Annotated in this window: 20 protein-coding genes and 1 pseudogene; 18 read left to right on the forward strand and 3 right to left on the reverse strand. The window is 50.9% G+C overall.

The features are described from left to right. The first annotated feature begins 8 nt into the window (after nucleotides 1-8). From IT774_RS00165 to IT774_RS00240, 16 genes are all read left to right on the forward strand, one after another. Complete coding sequence (locus tag IT774_RS00165) at nucleotides 9-1,586, forward strand: AMP-binding protein (protein ID WP_195810830.1); 1,578 nt, start codon at nucleotides 9-11, stop codon at nucleotides 1,584-1,586. Between the two features lie 168 nt (nucleotides 1,587-1,754). Beyond that, nucleotides 1,755-2,186, forward strand: a complete 432-nt coding sequence (azu, locus tag IT774_RS00170) for an azurin (RefSeq protein ID WP_195810831.1) — start codon at nucleotides 1,755-1,757, stop codon at nucleotides 2,184-2,186. 141 nt (nucleotides 2,187-2,327) lie between these two features. After that, entirely contained in the window at nucleotides 2,328-3,086 is a 759-nt protein-coding gene (locus IT774_RS00175) for an MBL fold metallo-hydrolase (protein WP_195810832.1), read from the forward strand. A gap of 557 nt (nucleotides 3,087-3,643) precedes the next feature. Further along, nucleotides 3,644-4,612, forward strand: a complete 969-nt coding sequence (locus IT774_RS00180) for a HEAT repeat domain-containing protein (RefSeq protein WP_195810833.1) — start codon at nucleotides 3,644-3,646, stop codon at nucleotides 4,610-4,612. Next, the gene (locus tag IT774_RS00185; RefSeq protein WP_195810834.1) at nucleotides 4,602-5,519 is read left to right on the forward strand and encodes a transposase; all 918 of its coding nucleotides are present in this window, start codon (nucleotides 4,602-4,604) and stop codon (nucleotides 5,517-5,519) included. The genes IT774_RS00180 and IT774_RS00185 overlap by 11 nt, the downstream gene beginning before the upstream one ends. Nucleotides 5,520-5,768: 249 nt before the next feature. Further along, entirely contained in the window at nucleotides 5,769-5,975 is a 207-nt protein-coding gene (locus IT774_RS00190; protein WP_195810835.1) for a hypothetical protein, read from the forward strand. A gap of 101 nt (nucleotides 5,976-6,076) precedes the next feature. Next, nucleotides 6,077-6,478 carry a hypothetical protein gene (locus tag IT774_RS00195; RefSeq protein ID WP_195810836.1) on the forward strand — a complete coding sequence of 134 codons (402 nt, stop codon included), beginning with the start codon at nucleotides 6,077-6,079 and terminating at the stop codon, nucleotides 6,476-6,478. Further along, entirely contained in the window at nucleotides 6,475-7,212 is a 738-nt protein-coding gene (locus IT774_RS00200; protein ID WP_195810837.1) for an ABC transporter ATP-binding protein, read from the forward strand. Before IT774_RS00195 ends, IT774_RS00200 begins: the two co-directional genes overlap by 4 nt. Continuing rightward, entirely contained in the window at nucleotides 7,209-8,432 is a 1,224-nt protein-coding gene (locus IT774_RS00205; protein WP_195810838.1) for an ABC transporter permease, read from the forward strand. The genes IT774_RS00200 and IT774_RS00205 overlap by 4 nt, the downstream gene beginning before the upstream one ends. Then, nucleotides 8,425-9,564: a sensor histidine kinase gene (locus IT774_RS00210; protein ID WP_195810839.1), complete on the forward strand. Its 1,140-nt coding sequence runs from the start codon at nucleotides 8,425-8,427 to the stop codon at nucleotides 9,562-9,564. Before IT774_RS00205 ends, IT774_RS00210 begins: the two co-directional genes overlap by 8 nt. Beyond that, nucleotides 9,542-10,270: a LytR/AlgR family response regulator transcription factor gene (locus tag IT774_RS00215; protein WP_195810840.1), complete on the forward strand. Its 729-nt coding sequence runs from the start codon at nucleotides 9,542-9,544 to the stop codon at nucleotides 10,268-10,270. Before IT774_RS00210 ends, IT774_RS00215 begins: the two co-directional genes overlap by 23 nt. 221 nt (nucleotides 10,271-10,491) lie before the next feature. Continuing rightward, a complete protein-coding gene (locus IT774_RS00220; RefSeq protein ID WP_195810841.1) occupies nucleotides 10,492-11,601 on the forward strand; it encodes a hypothetical protein in 1,110 nt (369 codons plus the stop codon). Between the two features lie 142 nt (nucleotides 11,602-11,743). After that, on the forward strand, nucleotides 11,744-11,944 hold the full coding sequence (locus IT774_RS00225; protein WP_195810842.1) for a DUF1656 domain-containing protein: 201 nt from the start codon (nucleotides 11,744-11,746) through the stop codon (nucleotides 11,942-11,944). A gap of 6 nt (nucleotides 11,945-11,950) precedes the next feature. Further along, nucleotides 11,951-12,802: an HlyD family efflux transporter periplasmic adaptor subunit gene (locus tag IT774_RS00230; RefSeq protein WP_195810843.1), complete on the forward strand. Its 852-nt coding sequence runs from the start codon at nucleotides 11,951-11,953 to the stop codon at nucleotides 12,800-12,802. Between the two features lies 1 nt (nucleotide 12,803). Further along, nucleotides 12,804-14,876 carry an FUSC family protein gene (locus tag IT774_RS00235; RefSeq protein WP_195810844.1) on the forward strand — a complete coding sequence of 691 codons (2,073 nt, stop codon included), beginning with the start codon at nucleotides 12,804-12,806 and terminating at the stop codon, nucleotides 14,874-14,876. Between the two features lie 75 nt (nucleotides 14,877-14,951). Further along, entirely contained in the window at nucleotides 14,952-15,620 is a 669-nt protein-coding gene (locus IT774_RS00240) for a hypothetical protein (protein ID WP_195810845.1), read from the forward strand. Here the strand turns inward: IT774_RS00240 and IT774_RS00245 are convergent. Then, a pseudogene (locus IT774_RS00245) lies at nucleotides 15,617-16,995 on the reverse strand (GntP family permease). The gene IT774_RS00240 and the pseudogene IT774_RS00245 sit on opposite strands and share 4 nt — an antisense overlap. Nucleotides 16,996-17,115: 120 nt before the next feature. On the opposite strand from IT774_RS00245, the gene IT774_RS00250 reads away from it, so the two are divergent. Then, a complete protein-coding gene (locus IT774_RS00250; protein ID WP_195810846.1) occupies nucleotides 17,116-17,625 on the forward strand; it encodes a gluconokinase in 510 nt (169 codons plus the stop codon). 34 nt (nucleotides 17,626-17,659) lie between these two features. On the opposite strand, the gene IT774_RS00255 is transcribed toward IT774_RS00250, so the two are convergent. Beyond that, on the reverse strand, nucleotides 17,660-18,661 hold the full coding sequence (locus tag IT774_RS00255; protein ID WP_195810847.1) for a LacI family DNA-binding transcriptional regulator: 1,002 nt from the start codon (nucleotides 18,659-18,661) through the stop codon (nucleotides 17,660-17,662). Nucleotides 18,662-19,066: 405 nt separating this feature from the next. Here IT774_RS00255 and IT774_RS00260 point away from each other — a divergent pair, with 405 nt between their 5' ends. Further along, nucleotides 19,067-20,251: an MFS transporter gene (locus IT774_RS00260; protein ID WP_269749780.1), complete on the forward strand. Its 1,185-nt coding sequence runs from the start codon at nucleotides 19,067-19,069 to the stop codon at nucleotides 20,249-20,251. Nucleotides 20,252-20,325: 74 nt separating this feature from the next. Here the strand turns inward: IT774_RS00260 and IT774_RS00265 are convergent, their stop codons facing one another. Further along, nucleotides 20,326-21,354, reverse strand: coding sequence for a LacI family DNA-binding transcriptional regulator (locus tag IT774_RS00265; RefSeq protein ID WP_195810849.1), 1,029 nt, complete (start codon nucleotides 21,352-21,354; stop codon nucleotides 20,326-20,328). Between the last annotated feature and the right edge of the window lie 223 nt (nucleotides 21,355-21,577).

Genomic DNA, 21,577 nt, shown 5'->3' on the forward strand with positions numbered 1-21,577 from the left:
ACAATCTGATGACAGACTCTGGTGTTCACCAGTACGATTCGACACTGGTTAATATGTTCGATGCGGCCACCCGGCAATACAGTCAGCGGGTGTGTTATGTTGAAGGAGACAAAACCCTCACCTATGCCCAGTTAGAGGAACGCTCGACCAGATTTTGTGCCTATCTGCAAGACTGCGGGATTAAAAAAGGCGACCGGGTGGCGCTGATGTGCCCCAATATTCTGGAATTTGTCGTGTGCATGTGGGGGATTATTCGCGCCGGCGCCGTGCAGGTGAACACGAATCCGAATTATACCGCCCGTGAGCTTACGCACCAGCTGACCGATGCCAGTGTCACCCTGCTGGTGTTTCATCATTCGGCTACCCAAACCGTGCACCAGTCCCTACCCGAGGTGCCCGACTGCAAGCTGGTGTGTATTGATAGTGCCAGTACCAGCGCCGAGCAGCTTAGTGAGACCCTGGGGCAGCCGGTAACCAGCTTTGCGCATGCTGTTAAAATGGGTGAAAGTCTGCCTGTCTTTGAGATCTCGCTTAGCGCGTCAGATAAAGTATTTTTGCAATATACCGGCGGCACCACCGGCTTCTCTAAAGGCGCCGTATTATTACACCGTAATATCGTTGCCAATATTGACCAGAGTCGTGACCGGCTAAGCAAGGTGCTCGAAGGCCAGGAAAATGTGATTCTTACTGTCTTGCCTGCTTATCATATCTTTGCCCTGACCGTGAACATCATGCTGTTTTTCTCGCTGGGCGGCAAAAATGTACTGATCACTAACCCGAAAGATGCCCCGCTGATTGTGAAACAATGGCAGGAGCATCAAGTCACGGCCATTACTGGTGTAAACACTCTGTTTAACGCTTTGATGAACTTTGCGCCTTTCGAAGAGCTGAACTTTGACTCCTTACGCCTGGCAATAGGCGGCGGCACCGCGGTCTTGTCTTCTACCTCCGAAAACTGGAAGTCTCTGACTGGTGTGACCCTGTACGAAGGTTATGGTTTGTCTGAAACCGCGCCGGTGGTATCACTTAATTGTGGCGAGCAACACGGTGGCATTGGTAAGCCGGTTTTACATACCACCTTCAGGCTGGTGGATGAAACCGACCAGGATGTGGCCCCGGGAGAACCGGGAGAAATCGCGGTTAAGGGCCCGCAGGTGATGCATGGATACTGGCAGAATGACGATGCCAACCGTCAAAGCTTTACCGCTGACGGGTTTTTTAAAACCGGCGATATTGGCACCCTGGATGATAATCAGAATTATCATATTGTGGATCGCAAAAAAGACATGATTCTGGTGTCCGGGTTCAATGTGTATCCGAATGAGGTAGAAAATGCGGTATGCCAGCACCCTGGCGTGCTCGAGGCAGCCTGTGTTGGCGGCAAAGATCCACAACAGGGCGAGCGCGTCAGAGTGTTTGTGGTACTCAAAGATAGCAGTGTGACGAAAGAGGCTATCACCAGGGTGTGTCGTGAGCACCTGGCTGCGTATAAAGTCCCCAAAGAGATTAATTTTGTGGATGAGCTGCCTAAATCAGGCGTGGGTAAAATTCTGCGTCGTGAGCTAAAACGCGACCAGGCCGGTTAGTACCAAGCCAAAACGTGCTGTGGTCGCGGTGGCTTTTGCCTGCCCTGACAGGCGGGCAGAGGCAGCACACAAACAGGCACGCATATTTCTAGCGCTGGTTCATACAATTGCGTATTATCCTCGCCCATTGATGGGTTAGGAAGTAAACATGTGAACCACAGAAAAGTAATGATAACGCTGATACTGAGCGCGATTTCGGGCCCGGTACTGGCCGAAAAGTGTGAAACGACCATCAACAGTACTGACAAGATGGTGTTTGATAAATCCAGCATTAGCGTGCCAGCAAGTTGTAAAACTTTTCGGGTCAATTTGCTTCACAGTGGCAAGATGGGTAAAGATATCATGGGTCATAACTGGGTGCTGACGACCCAGAAAAATGCCTCGGCGGTCGCCGCTGCAGGCATGACCGCGGGTATTGAAAACCACTATCTTCAGCCTCAGGAAAGCCGGGTTATCGCGGCCACAAAACTGATTGGTGGTGGCTTGCAAAGCTCGGTTAACATTGATGTCGCGGAACTATCAACAGATACCGAGTACCAGTTTTTTTGCTCGTTCCCGGGGCATATCAGCATGATGATCGGCACCCTCACCATCGACTGAAACCAGGCTGCCCACGCACACGCGTACAAGGGCAAATCCACGCTCAACATCAAGCCCCTGGCCAAGGCAGGCGGGGTAGTGGTCATACCAATAGGTTTCTGCTAACGTAAAGCTCAGCTGAATTAAACGGAAAAAAAAGCGATGCAACTGCACACCCTGGAAGGTTATATTCAGAATATTTTTCTGGCCGAACAACCGCAGGGACTATTGCTGCTTGATGGCTGCAGCCGCGCCGATGTGGATATGGTGTGCGCGTTTATCACCGATACCCTTGGTCGACCCTTATCTGATTTAAAGCTGATCGTGGTTACGCATATGCACCCCGATCATGCCGGCGGGGCGATACCGTTGAAAAAGCGCACTGGTGCCCGGATCGCTGCCCATCCTAAAGCAGCAAAATGGTATGCCGGGGTGATGGGACGCACGGCGCATATCATTGATGTTGCCTTAATGTATTGGGTAGCGCAGCGTCTTGGTAAGGACCGCCGCCTGGCCTGGTATGCACCGATATTAAAGCCCGATATTAATTTATCAGACCAGCAGACACTGCCTGGTTTTGAAGACTGGCAGGTGATCTACACGCCAGGGCATACTGACCATGATCTATCGCTGTATCATGGTCCCAGTGGCCAGGTGTATGTGGCGGATTTACTGGTTAAAGTCAAAGGACAGCTGCACCCGCCGTACCCCATCTGTCACCCCAACCAGTATCGCCAATCCTTGCACAAAGTGGCCACGATGCAGGCCCACACTCTGTTTTGTGCCCATGTAAAACCGTTACAGGCAAGTGACATCGATTTTGAGCATATTATTGCCAATGCGCCGGTGCTGCCAAAAAATCACTGGCATGCCACCAAAAACCGGGTTATCAAAAAACTGCGTATTCCCCGTAACGCCTGATTGAAAAATCAGCCGACTGGGCCGGGTTATCTACGCAGGACACTTTGTTTTAAAAAGGATTACTGGTAAGCCCCCCAACATCTGCCACTAATCCTCTTTTTAGACCGCAAATCACATTATCGACCTTCCCGGCACCTACTACATTAGGATGATTTCGGTGTCAGACAAGCACACTCTCAATACCGCAAATGGAATTTTGCATCTCTGTCTTAAAATTTTGTACACGCTCCTCCAGGTTTGGGGGTTGAGTACATAATTGCTTTTAAGTAATTGTTAAAAATGGATTTGTATCGAGGTGTGTCACGGCATGGCCCGACACCACAATGACTATAAACACATTCAACAATGTCATTACACAAGGACAGAAAAAATGAAAATTACAAATAGCGCGTCATTACAGTCTCCCTTTGGTATAGCCGGAATTTCACAGCTGCAAGTGGTCGGCGGACCAATCTGCGTCGGTATGCTTATCGCGCTGGCATAAGCCTTTGAGTGACATGCCGCTGACCAATATGTCGGTTCAGCGGTGTGCCGTGCTAACGTCTTTGGGGCTGAACATGAGAAAAAATCAGAGCATTGAAGTCTTTATTCAAAATCCTGAGTTGCGCGAACGTACCGCCAGCGATATGGATGAAGATCGTGCAGCTAACAGCAAATTGCCGTTGGTTACCCAGTTAGCCCACTTGTTTGAAGGCAGTGAGATGCCTACGGCCGCCAGCCTCAAATTCATCATCGCTGAATATTCTGATCATCTGATTGAACATGTAGTGTCCACCACTATCAACCAGATGGGTCAAAATCCATTTTATGTATACCCTATGGCAGGCCATTCGACCTACTTTGCGCAGCGGTTAAGTGTGGTCAATACCGCCGACTTTGACCTGAATCTCGACTTTATTGACCCGGTACTGCTGAAAAAATACAAAACGGAAAGTAAACAGAACCTACAGCAGCGTGGCGTGTCGTTTTTCGGGCGCGAAACCCTGAGCTATTTTGTGCATGCCGGCAATATGACGATTTCTCACTGGTCACACCCTACCTGTACCACTCAGCTGGCTGGTATGCGCTGTACCCCGGCAGGAACACAGCAGGTGGCCGACAGACACTTTGTGCACTGTCACAATAATCAAACCTACATGTATGAAAGTTGCGAGCAAAGCGCGGTGGTAGTTTCGCTGGAAATCAAACGCGGTAAATTACCGGTCAGTCTGATATTCAGTGCCGCCGATCATACCTTGCGCTTTCAGAACCCGTCGGACGAAACTGATTCAAGGTTACAGTTGTGCATGGCCATTCTAGCCAAGCTTGACTACGTGGACGCCATTCCTACATTGAAAACCTTTTTGAAGCATTCGCATCATTTTATCCGCTGGTACGCGATGCAACAGATTCTTGCGCTAGATGCCCTGGAAGTGCTACAGGAGTTGGCGGATATGGCGGTAACCGACCCGCATCCGGAAGTGAAGCTGGCGGCAAAGCAAACCCTGCTGATGATTCAGCAACAGGAGTTTGAGCATGCCTGTTAAGTTTGATTGCCAGGCTATTGATGACGCCATATCGTTGGATGACTGTTACGAGCAGCTTATCGAAAGTCGTTTTGACCCTACTGATATTGAAAGCTTTGCCAGCGTCGCGCCCTTGCTGAAAAAGCTGAACAATAACCGTACTTTTCTGGCAGAAAGACTGATTCAGGAATTAGCCGGTGCTGGTGAACAGCAGACAAACAACCGTTATACCCCCCAGGTGCTGATGCTTAAAGCACCCAGCAAACACACCAACTTTTTTATGCGCGCCAATATCTGGCTGCCAAAAGAAGATCCTATGTTGCAGTTAGCCGGGGAAAAGTCGTTCTATTACCATGTACCCCATGATCATAATTTTCATTTTCTAACCTCCGGCTATATGGGGCCTGGCTATCATAGTGACTACTATGAATATGATTATTTTGATGTTGAAGGGTATGCGGGGGAGCCGGTAGATTTAACCTTTATTGAACGAAAAACATTGAGCCCCGGCGAAGTAATGTTATATCGGGCGCATCTGGATGTGCATAATCAGTTGCCAGCGGACGAGCTGTCTGTATCGCTGAATATCATGCCCTCAATGATGTTTGCGCATTTGCGGCCCCAATATATTTTTAATTCTGAGTGTACCCATATAGAGCGGGCCATCACTACGTCTAACTCTTCTACCGAACCGGCTTTACATATTATCGCCCGGTGTGGGGGCGAATCAGGTCGGGATTTTTTAGATCATCTGGCCAGAAACAGCGTTATTGAAGAAGATCGGTTTCGTGCCATCAAGGCCATCGTAGCGGTGCTGCCCGATGAGGACAGCCGCTACGCGGCATTACGTAAGTATGGCTTAAATGCAAACTCTACCCTGGTGAAAAAGATGTCACAGCACTATGCCCAACAATTGTCATTGCTATAGCCGCGGCGCACTTAATCCGGTGAAGATATAAGCACAGCACCAGCTACCGCCAGCCATTGGTAGGAAAAAAGTTATTCTCCCTTTTGCTCCACGCAGGGCCCTCAACAAGGATATGTTGCAGGGCTTTTTTTCTTTTTAGGGTCACACATAAAAGGCCAAAAATCCTGCAATTCGGCCGTTTGTCATTTACCCCCGGGGCCAGGCGGTTGTTAGCGTTAAGCTAGCGTGGTCATCAGAAGGATTTTTAATGTGAAAACATCGCCCGCATATTCTCCCGCTAATGCCTTTATCGATACCTTTGTTGCCCCCACCGATTTTTTTTCGCGCTCCACGGTGAGTTTTTATTGGGCAAAATGGTGTGCACTACTGATAGTGAGTGCCATCTTATTCAGCACCTATTATTTTTTTCAAACCGTACCGGTTGACCTGCCGCCCAGCTCGCAGCTGAGGGGGTAGGTCAGCTGTTTATCACACATTATCCCCAGTTATTTGCGACCACGGCCATAGCAGGCCTGGGCCCCGGGTTATACATCGGTTTGTGTAAAGTGGCGAACATCATGTTGTTGGTCGCGGCGCTGGGTGGGGCATACTGGCTACTGGAGCGGGCATCGCCAGGACCCATTCGCTTCAATCTATTGCAATGGTGTAAAATTGTGATGGTTTGTCAGCTACCCTGGCTGGCCAATTATTGTGGTTTGTTCCTGTTAACCTTCAGTGCCGCGGACGCCGCATTGCCTTTTAGTATGCTCGATTATGCCTCACTGAATCATTTGTTTTTTCACGTGCAGCCTGATAGCAGCTGGTATCCGTTTTTTCATGGGGTCAATCTGTTTCATTTTTGGAGTATCGGACTTACTATCACCGCGGTGCATCGGTGTTTAAAGATGAGCCGGTTCAAGAGTATTATCTTCACCTTGCTGCCCTATACCCTGCTAATCGGGCTATGGTTACAAGCATGACCCTTGGACGCCGTAGCCCGCTACTCACCCTACACAATATTCACCAGCAGCATGCAATTGGAAATGAAATGGTGGAAACCCTGGCCGACGTGTGTCTGGGGATTTGCCGCGGTGAGTTTTTAGCGCTGACAGGCTCGGCGGGAGCGGGCAAAACCTCCTTGTTAAATATACTAGGCGGTTTACGCTCCCCCAGCGCCGGTCATTACTGGTTGATGGGGGAGCGCCTTCATCAACAGTCGGAAGCTGAACTAACCAAAACCCGGCGGGCACATATGGGGTGGGTATTTAAGCAGCCCCATCTTATCGCTCGCTATACGGTATTAAAAAATGTGATGCAGCCGGCCTCGTTCTGGCTTTGGCGGGGCCGCAAGGCAAAAGCGCGTGCACGGTACTGGCTAAATCAGACGGGCTTGGCGCATACCGCTATGTTATTGCCAGCGCAACTTTCCCTAGTGCAGCAAAAACAACTGGCTATTGCCAGAGCGATGGCCCGTGAACCGACCCTGTTATTGGCCGATGAGCCTGCCTGGGGTTTGTCATCTAAGGATACGCATTTGATTATGCAACTGCTGGAAAAAATCAATCAGCAGGGGCAGACCATAGTGGTGGCCACCCGCAGCCAGGCAATAGCGATGCAGTGTCGTCGCCAGGTGAAGTTGCTTAATAAAACAGTTAGTAAAGAATGGGTCCACCGACCCGTGGAGCATGCTTCAGACCTGCGGGCCTACGCATGAGCGGGTTGCTTGCCGCCGCCCTGCACGGCAGCGAATGTGCGCTTCAGGCAATCTGCAAAAATGGTCTGCGTACTATGCTGGTGACCCTCGGGGTGGTTATTGGCGTGGCATTTGTGGTGGCGGTCACCACCGTGATGCAACACACCCAGCAACAAACTTTTGCCCGGCCGCAGGCGGGACATCCCCATCTTATCAGCATCCGTGTTTGGCCCGCCGCTACGCCTGCCCCAACGCCAGGAGAGCCGCTAAGCCACGAAGACTTTCTAATTTTGAAACAAGCGGTACCGGGGTTGATGGGCGCATACTATAAAGTAACGCCGTTAGGCGAGAAGACATCAATAAGGGGAGGGGGTTCAGCCACTATCACTCAGGTTATCGGGACGCAGCCCAGGTATCAGTATTTACTTGGTCTGGGGGTTCAACAGGGGCGATTTATTACACATCGGGACAATCAGCAGAAGATACTCAATGCATTTGCCGGCCCTGGGCTGGTTAAACAACTTAATATTGACGAAAATCCGGTGGGCCAAACCCTGACCATTGCCAATAAAGAATTTAATCTGGTGGGTGTGGGCCTGCCCGGGCTGGCCTTGCCCGATATTAAGGATAATAATTATCTCATTCTTCCTCACAGTGTGGCCGTGGACCCAACCTTTGCGTCGGCGCAAAGCTACACAGACATATTGTTTACCATCACAAAAAACAGTAATCTGGATGCAGTTTATGCTGACATACAGCGCTTTTTTAGCCTGCGTATGCCCAACCCGCCGATCATTGCTTTGCAACCCTCACCACGGCAACTGACTGAGCGGGCAAAGTTACAGGACTTGTCCTTGTTTATCGCCATCGGTGTGGCTGGCATCAGTCTGACCATCGGCGGCCTGGGTATTATGAATTGTATGCTGGCCGCTGTGACTCAACGCTCCACAGAAATCAGTATGGCCCGGGCCATGGGCGCCAGCCGCAGTATCGTGGTAACTCAGTTTGTAACTGAAGCTGGGGTGCTGGCGTTGTTTGGTGGCGCCGTGGGTCTTGCTGTGGGGTATATATTAAGTGTTCTGGTAATGTTGTGGTTACCAATGGAAGGGCTGTTTGTTATGCCAATATGGACCATCGTTATTGCAATTATTCTGAGTTTGACTCTAGGTATTGTGTTTGGCCTGCTGCCTGCCATTAAAGCGGCAGAACTGGACCCTGTCGATACCTTACACTATGAATAGCACGGTGCTGCCGGCGGGGTTTTTGACCCGCTATTGTGCGCAAATCGGCAACACCAGTAAGCTGTACCGGGCGCTCATGCTACTGATATTTGGCCTGCATTTCATTTTAACCTGGGCAGCCATGCAGTCGTTATTGCCAGGCGTAGGGCAATACGCCAATGCGCTGGTGACCCGGGCGTTGCTGGAGGCGGTGTTGTTCACGGGTATTTGTCATTTTCTGGTTCGACCCTACCTGCGGCTTAATCTGGTTGGAATCACTCTGGCGCCCACCCCGATAGCCCTTGGCCTGCTGTATCTTATGTTGTTATCAGTAATCTATTTTTGTGCCTCTTTTGCCATGGGCAAGCTGCAGTTTCTCAATGCAACCGATTTGAGCCAGCTTCAGGTGCTGGCGCAGCAAGGCCAGCCTGGGGCAGAAGTCAGTCTGCTGGCAATGATCGTCATGGGCAGCGCCGAGTCGTTTGTTACATTGAGTCTGTGGGCTTTTGTGTATCTGGGCTGGCACTTTCAAAAAAACAAACGAAGCCTTCAGCGCCAGGTGAATCAAAGTCAGATACAGCAGCTGACAAACCAGTTGAGTCCCCACTTTTTGTTCAACAGTTTAAACAGTATCCGGGCGCTTATATTTGCCGATCAGGAACGGGCAGCGGAAGTTCTTACGCTGCTGTCAGATTTGCTGCGAACACAGATGCAGGCGCAAATGAAAACCCGCTCTACGCTGCAACAGGAGTGGCAACTTACCAAAAAATACCTTGAAATTGAGAAGGTCCGATTTGATGAACGCCTGATGCTGGATATTCAGCTGGATGACCAAACCCTGCACCAGGAAATACCCACACTCACCTTGTTAACTCTGGCTGAAAATGCCATAAAACACGGGATCTCCCAAAGTAGTCAACCCGGTTTTATTCGTATGCACAGCTATATAACCAAAGAACATACCTGGTGTCTGGAGGTGGTAAACTCGCACTTTTCACAGGCCCGTGCCCCGGGGACGCGGGTGGGGCAACACAATGTGAAAAAGCGTCTTGAACTGCTTTATGGCAATCGTAGCCAATTTATTACCCGTGAAGAAAACCAACAATATCAGGTTTGGATGGAACTACCCTATGTTAAAAGTCTTAATCGTTGATGACGAGCGCCTGGCTCGCCTTGAACTGGTTCGCCTGCTGGGCCGGTACGACAATATTGAGGTGGTGGGTGAGGCCGCCAATGGTAAAGAGGCGCTTGAAGCCGTTGCCAGCCAGGCCATTGATCTGGTTTTTGTTGATATAAAAATGCCTGAACTCAATGGTCTGGAGTTTGCCAAAGCGGTAGGCGACCAGGTGCATTTTGTATTTTGTACCGCCTACTCTGATTATGCGGTGGATGCTTACGAACTCAATGCCTTCGATTACATTGTAAAGCCGGTCAGTCCCGCGAGACTGGATGCGGTCATCAATAAAGCCTGGCTTACCCGTGGCGACACCGCCAGTGAATCTCAGCCTGAGCCGCTGCCGGATGAACATGGCCTTTTGTTAAAGTTCGGGCACGAGTTTAATATTGTGCGCATTGCTGAAATTTATCGCTTTGAGTCCGTCGGCAATCATGTGGCGGTGTATTCTAATGCCGGCAAATCCTATCTGCATACCACCTTGTCTAAGGTCGAAAGCCGCCTGAACCCCAATCATTATTTCAAAGCCAGCCGCAGTGAAATTGTGCGCATCGATCAAATTCAGCGGCTGGAAGAAGGCATGGCCCCCGGCACATTTTGTGTGTACCTTAACGATGGCAGCGAGATTGAGGTAAGTCGCCGTCAGGCGCAGCATTTACGTAAGGCCTTCAGTCTGGAAAGCTGATCATAGCCTGTGTTTGGTAAAGCAACGTGCAATCGCGGTTGGCAACGCCGCTGAAGGCTCAGGCTGGCAAACTATTTATCAACTAAAACAGTATCTAAACTAAGAACAAATCGACTACGCCCATATCAGTGCCCAGCCTGTTCGTATTACCCAAGGCCTTCGTGAAGTTTTATCATTGAACTTCGGCACTGGTGGCACACACCACAGGAAACATGTTACGGATGTCGCAACGCCCGCTGTTAAAGCATATACGCAACCATGGGTTGGTTTTCACCGAACTGGCCCGTCTACGGGATCAGACAGTAACCGCGATGGGGTTACAAAATTATCAGTTTCATAAAACTCCCAAATTTGTTGGCCCTAATGGCGAGCGGTTAACCGTGGAGCCAGAACGCAGTATTGTACTGCCGCAACTCGACATGCTTGAAGGGGTTCGACAGCAATTACACCAGGCATTACCGGCGCTGGTGTCAGTGGCCGACAGCGAGGTGGGGTATCGTTATCCAACCGCAGCGCTGGCTGATCAGAATGCGCCGTTTATCAAAAGACTACGTTCAGAGTATTTTCACAGGGTAGACGAGGATCGCAGTATTTGTCGGCCGGTGAACTTGTCTTATGGCATCAAAAGCCGGGGCAAGGCGGATAACCGGCAGGAATACGAGGTGTGGATGCCCGGGGATGATCCTACCCAAAACCCCTTACCTTTGTTTATTGAACGCTATGGCGAAGACTTACCCCATGACGTGCGCCAGTTTATTCAGCAACCGGCCAGAGTGCATGGCTGGATGGGCGTTAAGCGTGCAGCCTTTGAAGCGCTCTATTATGATCCTGAGGTGCTGGGCGATATCGTGGTGTGTGTGGCCTTATCGGTCGATGCGTACAACATCGGCGCCCGGCCTGACCTGTCTTATTGTGAAGAAGCACAAAGCTCCATTGCCAGCAGCAATGCCGAGCTGGAGTGGGAAATTGATGGCTATTATGCGCCTACTGATGCCTATCTCTCCCATGATGAAATCTGGCATGCCATTAATTCCACCCTCAGTGCCGTGGCCACGCCGCTCGAAACGGCCTATCAACAGCATATTATCCCGACCCAGGAAAGCAAAACAGAACGTATTCTGTCGACGGTAGCCGCCTTAGGCACCGATGACAACGACATCACAGAGCTGAACCTGCAACCCTGGGAGTTTATGCAAACCACCAGTGAGCGGCGGGTCAAGTCTCACGATCCCAGTCGTGGGGTCAATTTTTTAGGCAGGCTCAACCGGTTGTTTTACCAACCGGAGCATCAGTTGCCGTCGATTGAATACATTCATGATTTGATTAGTTAATACAAAAATGGTCTGGCCAGTTGCAAAGGCTTGGCAATCGTGGCTTGTAGCGGTGATAAACAGATTCGCGTGGAATAGCATATGATCTTGTGGGTATTTGTAAGCTATTCTTTAATTAGGTTTTTTCTATTCTTCCAGGCTTATGTTTGAAGAGATTGCGTTAGGCGGCATGTTATTCAGTCCCCTGGTGGTACTGGTACCGATAGCATTTTTGATGTCGGTCATCACCCGGGTGGTGCTGTATCAAACTGGCTGGTATCAGCGTGTCTGGCGGCCCGCCTGGTTCGAAGTGTCGCTGTTTTTGTGTTACCTGGCGGCCGTGGTGTTTATTGCAGGGAGATAAGTTCACATGGGTACTGTAGTACGTATTTTGGTTACATTGCTGGTGGTGGCACTGGCGGTGTTTGCGGGTCGCTGGGTATGGGATAATTATCTGTATTCGCCCTGGACCCGGGACGGGCGCGTACGGGCGGATATTACGGTAATTGCACCGGATGTATCCGGCTGGGTCACCAGGTTGGCGGTACGCGACAACCAGTCCGTAGAACAGGGCGAGGTGCTTTTTACTATCGATGATGCCCGCTATCAGGCAGCCATAGAAGAACAGCAGGCGGTCATTGATCATAAATACCGTATGTGGGAGCTGGCCCAGTCGCAATATCAGCAACAGCAGCAATCAGAGGGGCAGGACCAGAGTCTTGGGGAAACCAGTCGTATTTCGGCCGAAGTCGCGAAGGCCGACTATAACGAAGCGGTGGCAAAGCTGAACACCTTAGAGTTGAACCTGGAACGAACCACGGTTAAAGCACCGCAGACCGGTTCGGTGGTGAACCTGGATTTGCGGGAGGGCAATTATGTGCAGCAAGGTAGTCCGGTATTATCCATAGTGAAACAAGGCTCTTTTTTTGTGACCGGCTACTTTGAAGAAACCAAGCTGCCGCTGGTACATGTTGGACAACGCGCCACGGTTAAATTGATGAGTAGTGAGCACACACTAACTGGGAAAGTGGTCAGTATTGGTCAGGCTATCGCCAATACCAGCGTAGGGCACAACGAACAGATGTTGCCAAAAATCCAGCAAACCTTTAACTGGGTGCGACTGGCGCAGCGTATCCCGGTTGATATTGAGCTGGACCCCGTCCCGGAGCAGGTGCGGCTGGTAGCCGGTACCACGGTGTCTGTGCACCTGAATAAACCATAATATGACCATTACTCACCCGTTGGCCCGGACTTATCTGAAGCCTACAAGCGAATCGATCATTTTTGCTTGCAAAGGGGTGTTGTCGATGGCGATGGCGCTGTACATCGCGTTGTATTTTAATCTCGACAAGCCTTACTGGGCAGTGGTTTCTGCGGTGTTTCTGCAGATTCGTCCTGAAGGCGGCATGGTGGTTGAAAAAACCGTCAGCCAGATAAGCGGCACGCTTATCGGTGGTATTTATGGGATGTTGGTACTGAGCTACCTGCATGGGGCGCCGGTGCCAGCCATGGCGGCTCTGGCTGGGTGGCTGGGGATTAATGCCGGTCTGTCGGCGATGGTGCGCCGGGTTAATTTTATCTACTTTTTTGCCATGGCCTGTGTCACTCCCTGCATTATTGTATTGCTGACCATGGTCGATCCCCAGGCGGTTTCCAGCCTGACCGTATTTGATATTGCTCAGGCCCGGATCACCGAAATCATCGTCGGCTCGTTATGTGCCATGACAGTGAGTATGCTGGTTTGGCCTCGACGGGTGCATACAGAATTGAAAAGTCAGTCCCGCATTGCCATCAACCAGACCATGGATTATCTGGTTCTGGAGCTGGACCCAAACGGCTCCCACGAAGCCCGGCACGAGCGTATTGATGCCATCCTTGAATCACTGGCTGCGCTTAATGATGATGCCAGTGCGGTAACCTACGAAGGACCTTTCGGGCCGGGACGGTCCCGGGCGGCCACCGTGATTGGCAACAAAATTTTGTCGCTGGTGGCAGTCATTCAGATTTTTGGTCGCTTACAGCGCAATCATACCGCGGTAATAACGCCTAAACTGTCGAAGCTACTTGATTCGTTGCGGCGGGATTTACAACATATCGCGCTGTCGGATAATTCTGAACGCTGCTATGAACTGGCTCAAAAACAACGTCGTAGCCTGTTAAAAAGCGCCCGTGAACAAGAGGCCTTAACCCCTCTTGAAGCACGGTTAATTCAGACCGCACAACATATGGTCGCCGAACTGGTGCTGGTATTACGGGCCTACAATGCCCTGACAAATAATCAATATTCACTTCTCAAAGCGCCTCAACAGCGGCCTTACCGCGATCCGCTCATTGGCCTGGCCACCGGTTTTCGAACCTTTATGGTTTTCAGCATCGGCGCTTTTTTATGGCTTTATACCGGCTCCCCGGCCGCGGTTATGCTGATGATATTGCCGGTTATCTATTCCATTATGTTTGCCCGCCTGTCCGCGGCGTTGGTCAAAAGCGCCCTGAAAAAGATGCTGGTAGGGGTTGCCATTGCTATCCCGGTCGCTATTTTTTACGCACTGAACTTACTGGCACAAAGTTCCGGAGATTTCGCCATTTTGATACTGGTGTTGGCCGGTCCCTATTTTCTGGGGTTGATGGCCATTGCTGATCGCGCCACCCTGCCTTATGGCATGGGCTTTTGCATTCCCTTTACCATTTTGGTGCAGCCCTCCAATGATATGCGGTTACCATTTTCCGTGGATTACACCCTTAGCAACGCGATGGCTATTCTGCTGGGGGTAACCTTGCTGTACTGGACCTTTAAAGTGATTACCGGCCCCGGTGTGGCCCTGTTACAAACCCGGCTGCTGGCTGCCACCCGACGGGATCTAAAAAGGCTGGTAGGCCGCAAAGCTCCCGAACACTGGTTTAATGCCCGCATGGGGGACCGGTTACTGCGTCTGGCCAGCTTTGAGCAGGGTGTGCTCAGCGATGCCCGGGTAATTACCGATCTGGGTCTTACCGGCCTGAATCTTGGACACACCTCGATTCGTTTCAGACCCTTTGTGCAAAGTCTCACCTCCATTGATATGTCGGCGGTGTTAAAAGAATGGCAATACGCCCTGGCCGATGCCTATATTGATGCGGCCAAAGGCCGCAATACCAGCCGGTTTGAAAAAGCCTGTGATAAGGTGATGGTTACGCTGCAGCAAAATCAGCTGTCTGCGCACCAGCTAAAAATGATTGAAGGGGTATTTGAACGCTTAACCCTGACATTTCAACGTACCGCGCAAATGATGCGGGATAAAAGGCTCAGCTCAAAGTGATCTTTTTATTACCAGGAAAGGTTAAAGTTGGTCAGCTTTGTTGTTGATAACTATAATAAAAGTAGGGCGGTTGAGATGGATTTATTTAAATGGAAGTTTTCCTATCCGGTAACAGTTTTAATTCTACTGCTACTCATGACGGATGCGGGTTTTATACTGGTTCATGTATTGCGAAAGCTGGGGTATATCAACAGCGGCTACTTCAATCTATCCCAGGACATGGGGTATGCCGAGGTGTTTCAGTATATGAAGGAGTTCTGGATAGCCAGCTTACTGGTAATAATTGCCCTGCGTGACAAGGCCGCCAGCTTTGTGGTCTGGTCCCTGATATTTTTATACATGCTGGCAGACGACTCGCTTAAAGTGCACGAAAACGGGGGACGTTATCTGGTGGAGGCGCTAAACATTCAGCCGGCCTTGAGTCTGCGGGCCCAGGATTTTGGTGAGTTGCTGGTGACGGCCATCGCCGGCGGGATCTTATTTTCGATGTTGTTTGTAACCTATTACTTTGCCTCACAAGCCGCCCGTCATATTACCCACAAATTGCTGCTGGGTGTGGCAGGGCTGGCGTTTTTCGGGATCCTTATCGATATGCTTCACAGTGCCTTGCCCTTTGGTAACTTTATCTTCGGCCTGATCGAAGACAGTGGCGAGATGCTGACCATGAGCCTGATTGTAGGCTATTGCTTTGCTCTGATGTATTCTCAGGCGCATAATCAGCAACGGGTACCATCCTCAGCCTAGAACACCACAGAGAGGGCGGCAGCGAGTAAAAAGGCTATGCTGCCCAGCAGGGTTTCCATTACTGTCCAGGTTTTAAGGGTGGTTTTTTCATCCATACCCAATAACCGGGATACCAACCAGAATCCTGAGTCATTAAAGTGGGATAAGACGGTGGCACCGCCGGCGATGGCGATCACAATAAAGCATAAATCCAGTGACGATAAACCGCTGGTGGCGGCGACCACCGGTGCCATCAGGGCGGCGGTCGTGGTTAATGCCACCGTGGCCGAACCCTGCGCCACCCGCAAACAGGTCGAAATAACAAAGGCCGCCACAATGACCGGCATGCCGCTGGCGGATAACAGTCCGGCCAGCGCTTCACCAATGCCTGAAGCACGTAACACCCCACCAAACATCCCCCCGGCGCCGGTTACCAGAATAATGGCACAAATTGGCGCCAGCGAATCGGTGCACAGCATTTCCATTTGCTTGCGGCCAAACTGCCGGGTAAACAAAGCCAGACACAGCAGTAAGGTGACCAGTAATGCCACCGGCGTCTGCCCCACCATTTTCAGCGAATCGGTAAACAGATTATCCATCGTAAGATAGCCCGCCACCTGTAAGCTGTGGATCCCGGTGTTCATAAAAATAAGCAAAACCGGCACCAGTAAAATACCGATAACCGTGGCAAAGCGCGGGGGCTGAATATCGGACTGGCTGATGTTCGATTCATGGGTGAACCATGCTGGCAAAGGCACCGTGAAGCGTTCACCCGCGTAACGGGAATACAGGTACGCTCCAACATACCAGCTCACTAACGCGATAATTAAACCCACTGCCAGTAGCAAACCAAGATCTGCGCCCAGCAAATCCCCCGCGGCTACCGGGCCAGGGTGGGGCGGCACAAACGCATGCATCACCGCAAACGCACCGGCCACCGGCAAAGCAAAATGTAACACCGAGCCATTCACCCGCCGGGCCACGGTTAACAGAATAGGCATTAGAACAATCAAGCCGGCATCAAAAAAGATGGGAAAACCAAACAGCAGGGAGGCGATGCCCAGTGCCAGTGGCGCCCGCTTTTCGCCGAACCGGTGAATCAGGGTATCGGCTAACACCCTGGCGCCGCCGGTTTGTTCCAGAATTTTGCCAATCATGGTGCCCAGACCTACCAGCAGGGCCACCGCCGCCAGCGTGCCACTGAAACCCTGCATCAATACAGGCATAATGTTCTGGGGGCTATGCCAGCCAACAGGGCGGTCACAAGGCTAACCCCAATTAAGGCCACGAAGGCATGAATTTTCAGACGAATAATTAGCAGCATCAATAGTGCTACCGCGCCCAGACCCAGCAGCAACAGGATGGTGGGATCAGTAATAGCGGCGGGGTGATTCATAACATTCCTTTTTAGCAGTTCACAACATCAAGAGTTACCGGTAACATGTTACCCATAACAGCGAATTCGTAAACAGTTTATTTACATTAATGGCAATGATTTTTGGATGAAGGAGAGCCTGTGTCAAAAAGGTGTTTTGTAGTGATGGGGGTCAGTGGTTCGGGCAAAACCACCGTGGCCCAGGCTTTGGCAAACCGGTTAGACGCCAAATTTATCGATGGCGATGATTTGCATCCTAGAGCCAATATCCAAAAAATGCAGCAAGGGATGCCGTTAGATGATGATGATCGGGCGCCCTGGCTCACCCGCATCAACGATGCTGTGTTTAGTTTTGCCTCTAAGCAGGAAGCCGGGGTGGTGGTGTGTTCAGCCTTAAAACGCCGGTACCGTGATGCAATTCGCAAAGACAACCCCCAGGTACATTTTGTGTATTTAAAAGGGGAACAACGGCTTATCGCAAAGCGCATGGCCCAGCGCAGTGGCCATTTTATGCAGCCCGTGATGCTCAGCAGTCAGTTTGCCGCGTTAGAAGAGCCTGATGCCACCGAGAAAGATGTTACAGCCTGTGATGTCGCCGCAACGGTAGCAGTCATTGTCGACCAGCTTATGCAGCAATTTTACCCCGCATAAGGCCGCGGTCGGTAGGCCTTGTTAGCCCCTGGGGCTATAACGAGCCGCCAGCATCGATACTAAAACCCACATCGACAATGGGTTGTTCCACCACTTCATTGCGCAGGCGTGCTAATAACAGACTGGCACTGGTCTGGCCCATTAAAAAACGAGGGGTCACCACACTGGCCAGGGCCGGGGTAAGCGCCTGCCCGATATCCAGCTGGTTGTAGCCGATGATACGAATATCTTCGGGAATTCGCAGGCCGTACTCCTGGGCACACAATAAGGCCCCGGCGGCGATATCATCATTGGTACAAAAAATTCCATCAATGGTTTCAAACTGCGCAAGGGCATCGTTTAACAGCTCGCGACCCAGTGAAAATGACGAAGACATCGTGGTCTGCATAATCTTTTCCGACAGCCCGGCCTGTTGTAATGCCCGTTGGTAACCATTCTTACGGTGTTGAGTTCGGGTGTCCATACGCGCCGCAAAATACGCAATATCCTGACATCCTGCCTCAATAAGCTGGTTTACCGCTGCAAATGCTGCCGCATCATGGTCCAGACCCACCGCCATATCCAAAGGCTGTGAGGGCAGCTCCATACACTCCACCACCGGGATATCAGCCTGGCGTAACATCTGACGGGTGAGCGGCGTATGCTCAGTTTCTGTTAATATCAGCGCGTCTATCTGATAGGACAACAGCGCCGCCACCTTCTCTTCTTCGGTAGCGCTGTCATAACCGGTGTGCATTAATAAAGTATCAAAGCCATGGGCGCGGGTAACACTTTCAATTCCCTGCACCACCGCAGAAAACACCTGGTTCGATAACGAGGAAACCACCACCCCGATGGTTTTGCTGGACGCCCGCGCGAGCATCGACGGTGCCCGATTTTTGATATACCCGAGCTCTTCAATGGCATCGGCAATGCGGGTGCGGGTGTTCGTTGCAACGGTAGCCGGCTCCCGCAGGTATCGTGACACCGTCATTTTTGTCACACCGACTGCATCGGCAATATCCTGTAATGTTACACGGGGGTTCTTTTTAGACATATGGCAGCCGGTAAGTCGTAGCTTGATGAGGGATAAATGTTACAGGTAACAGCGGCGTTGGTCTAGTATTGGAATGGGATTCAGCCGGTTTTTCCCGGTTTAGCCTGATGCATTTAAGCAGCCTATGGAATAAGATGGCTAAGTGTTACAGTTTTACAATGTTGCAGTGTTACAGTAACACTGCAGGCTATTTCATTTTCGATGTTACTGTAATAGTAGGGTGGTAGGGGCCAGCTATGACCACGCAGCCACACTCATTTGCTGTGGCCCACGCCCCTTGCCAGGTCGGTCCTGCACATCACCGTGCAAGTGTGAACGTGCAAATTGGAATGTGCAAAAGGCGTGTAATTCGCCAGGGGCGACGATACACTCTGCCTATATTATTTTTGATTGTGTCTTGCAGTAATGTCAGTTTGTGAATCTACGTCTCCCCCATATTGTCGTTTGTCTGCCTACTATTTTTTCAGTTGCGCCATTTACGGGGCGATGTTGCCTTACTGGGTTTTATGGATGCGGGACCAGGGGTACAGCACCGTACAAATTGGCGGGGTCACGTCCGCGCAAATTCTTATGACGGTGGCAGGCACCTATTTTTTTGGGTATCTAAGCGATAAGACCGGTAAACCCCTGATGCTGGTGCGTACCGGCGTCATGATCGCCCTGGCTATTTTTGCCGCTGTATTCTGGGTGGCAGAAAACTATCTGGGGGTGGTCATGGTGCTGGCGGGCAGCAGTTTTTTCTGGCAGGGGATCAATGCTCAGTTCGAGGTAATCACGCTACGTCACCTTGGGCGCTTCAAAGACAACTATAGCCTGGTCCGACTGGTGGGCTCGGTGGGGTTTGTGCTCAGTGTCTGGGCCACCGGCCATTTACTTGAAATCATCGATATAGGCTATCTGCCGGTTTTGTTGTTGGGGCTGATGATGCTGTTGCTCATTACCGCGTGGATAAATTATGGCGGACATATACAGCCTGGCCATGATGCCTCGCTGACCATCCGCGGTCACCTGAAACAGCCGGTGGTGTTGGTTACCATAGCCATCTTCTTTTTATCTAACCTGAGCCATGGCAGTTATTATGGTTTTTTCAGTTTGTTTCTTGAAGAGCGAGGCTACTCTCAGGGCCAAATCGGAAATTTGTGGTCGGTCGCCGTGGTGTTCGAGCTGATGATGTTTGCGGTGATGCCGATGATGCTGCGCTATATCAGTTACACCCGCATTTTAATGATAAGCCTGACCTTAACCGTGGTGCGTTGGGCGGTGATGGCTAGCGAACCTTCCACATGGTGGGCGCTGGCCTTTATTCAGTTATTACATGGCTTCACTTTCAGCTGGGTCCACAGCGTGGGCATTTTGATGTTTAAACAGCTGTTTCCGGATGCGCTTGAAGGACGCGGGCAGGCCCTGTTTGCCGGCGGCTGCGCCGCTGCCGGTCAGGCGGTGGGTATCGCCGGGGCGGGGTATCTTTGGAACTGGGGCGCGGGTCTGACATTTGCTATTAGCGCGGCGTGTGCGCTTGTGGCCTTAGCGCTGACCCTGCTGCTAACGCCGCTTTCACCTCAGCCTGCAAAACATTCTGTGCCAGGATAGCGTGGTGGGCAATAAGCCATCACGCCAGAAGCTGGCTAAATGCCCTGTTGCCATCACCCCCTGAAAAGCTTTTGTTAGCGGCGATAAGCACGAACACTCTTTCTTACGATGGTGTGGTGGGCCAGCATATAGGTTGTTTTTTGCGGTGGCCGGCCCTCGATTATATCAATAAGCAGTTGTGCTGATGTGCGTCCGATTTCAGTTAAAGGCTGAGCGATGGTAGTCAGTGGCGGTGCCAGATATTCTCCCATGGCAATGCCATCCACACTCATCACTGAGACATCTTCGGGGATGTTATACCCCAGCTCTCTAAGCGCGTGCATAACCCCGAATGAGGCAAGATCGCCAAAGCTAAAGATCGCAGTGGGTCTTTCACGCCATTGCATAAGCGACCTGGCGCCCTGGTCACCTCCTGCCATCGAATAGTCACTATGAAACACCCAATGACTGGGAAAGGGGAGGTTGTTTTCTTGCAAGACATCGACAAAGCCGCGCAATCGTTCCACACTGCTGTGTTGATTTTCAGGGCCTGCCAGCACTGCAATGGCCGTATGGCCCTGGTGCAAAAGAAATTCAGTGGCGTCGCGCCCAATTTGATAATTGTCTACGCCGACTTTAATTACATCAGGGGTATCACAGAATTCCGAGGCGTTGACCATGGGCGGCAGAGCTGGCGCGCTGGTGCCGAGGGGCACCGGAAAAGGCAGTCTTGCAGAATTCGTGATAATACCGTCTATTTGCCGGGTAAATATCATCGAGGCAAATTTTTTCTCAAGCTCAGGATCATCCTGAGTATCATTCAAAATGACCGAGTAGCCCTGACTCATCGCCACCTGTTCAATACTTTGTACCACCGGGGCAAAATAAGGATTGGTAATATCCGGCAGTAACACCGCGATATTTTTTGAGCGGCCCTGCCGCAGACCGGCGGCCAGATGGTTTGGGCTATAGCCTAGTTCAGACACCACGGCGATGACCCTGGCCCGGGTTTTTTCAGACACCCGGTCAGGATTATTGATAACCCGGGACACCGTGGCTTTGCTTACCCCTGCGCGCTCGGCAATATCCTGCATGGCAAGGGTACTGTGTTGAATTTTTGTCACTTCATTACTTCCGATTATACGAATGAGTAGCACCAATGGCTACTGGTTCAAATGGTAATCGATTACACCGCCATTTTGTAGTTTTATATTGGCCGGACGATACGTCTCACTCAAACAAAGACCCAGAAAATTACAAAAAAACTTATTTAAAACAGGGCATAAAAACAATATTCCGGTCATGTCCAGAACCTGCAAAGCAGGTAAACGGAACGTAAATTTTATG

The sequence above is a fragment of the Salinimonas marina genome (assembly GCF_015644725.1).
Lineage (GTDB): Bacteria > Pseudomonadota > Gammaproteobacteria > Enterobacterales > Alteromonadaceae > Alteromonas.

Coding starts and splice junctions, on each gene's coding strand:
- IT774_RS00220 (WP_195810841.1), top strand. CDS start 10,492: ATGTCGCAACGCCCGCTGTTAAAGCATATACGCAACCATGGGTTGGTT.
- IT774_RS00175 (WP_195810832.1), top strand. CDS start 2,328: ATGCAACTGCACACCCTGGAAGGTTATATTCAGAATATTTTTCTGGCC.
- azu (WP_195810831.1), top strand. CDS start 1,755: ATGATAACGCTGATACTGAGCGCGATTTCGGGCCCGGTACTGGCCGAA.
- IT774_RS00255 (WP_195810847.1), bottom strand. CDS start 18,661: ATGTCTAAAAAGAACCCCCGTGTAACATTACAGGATATTGCCGATGCA.
- IT774_RS00180 (WP_195810833.1), top strand. CDS start 3,644: ATGAGAAAAAATCAGAGCATTGAAGTCTTTATTCAAAATCCTGAGTTG.
- IT774_RS00210 (WP_195810839.1), top strand. CDS start 8,425: ATGAATAGCACGGTGCTGCCGGCGGGGTTTTTGACCCGCTATTGTGCG.
- IT774_RS00215 (WP_195810840.1), top strand. CDS start 9,542: ATGTTAAAAGTCTTAATCGTTGATGACGAGCGCCTGGCTCGCCTTGAA.
- IT774_RS00195 (WP_195810836.1), top strand. CDS start 6,077: ATGTTGTTGGTCGCGGCGCTGGGTGGGGCATACTGGCTACTGGAGCGG.
- IT774_RS00225 (WP_195810842.1), top strand. CDS start 11,744: ATGTTTGAAGAGATTGCGTTAGGCGGCATGTTATTCAGTCCCCTGGTG.
- IT774_RS00230 (WP_195810843.1), top strand. CDS start 11,951: ATGGGTACTGTAGTACGTATTTTGGTTACATTGCTGGTGGTGGCACTG.
- IT774_RS00240 (WP_195810845.1), top strand. CDS start 14,952: ATGGATTTATTTAAATGGAAGTTTTCCTATCCGGTAACAGTTTTAATT.
- IT774_RS00185 (WP_195810834.1), top strand. CDS start 4,602: ATGCCTGTTAAGTTTGATTGCCAGGCTATTGATGACGCCATATCGTTG.
- IT774_RS00200 (WP_195810837.1), top strand. CDS start 6,475: ATGACCCTTGGACGCCGTAGCCCGCTACTCACCCTACACAATATTCAC.
- IT774_RS00205 (WP_195810838.1), top strand. CDS start 7,209: ATGAGCGGGTTGCTTGCCGCCGCCCTGCACGGCAGCGAATGTGCGCTT.
- IT774_RS00165 (WP_195810830.1), top strand. CDS start 9: ATGACAGACTCTGGTGTTCACCAGTACGATTCGACACTGGTTAATATG.
- IT774_RS00260 (WP_269749780.1), top strand. CDS start 19,067: ATGTCAGTTTGTGAATCTACGTCTCCCCCATATTGTCGTTTGTCTGCC.
- IT774_RS00235 (WP_195810844.1), top strand. CDS start 12,804: ATGACCATTACTCACCCGTTGGCCCGGACTTATCTGAAGCCTACAAGC.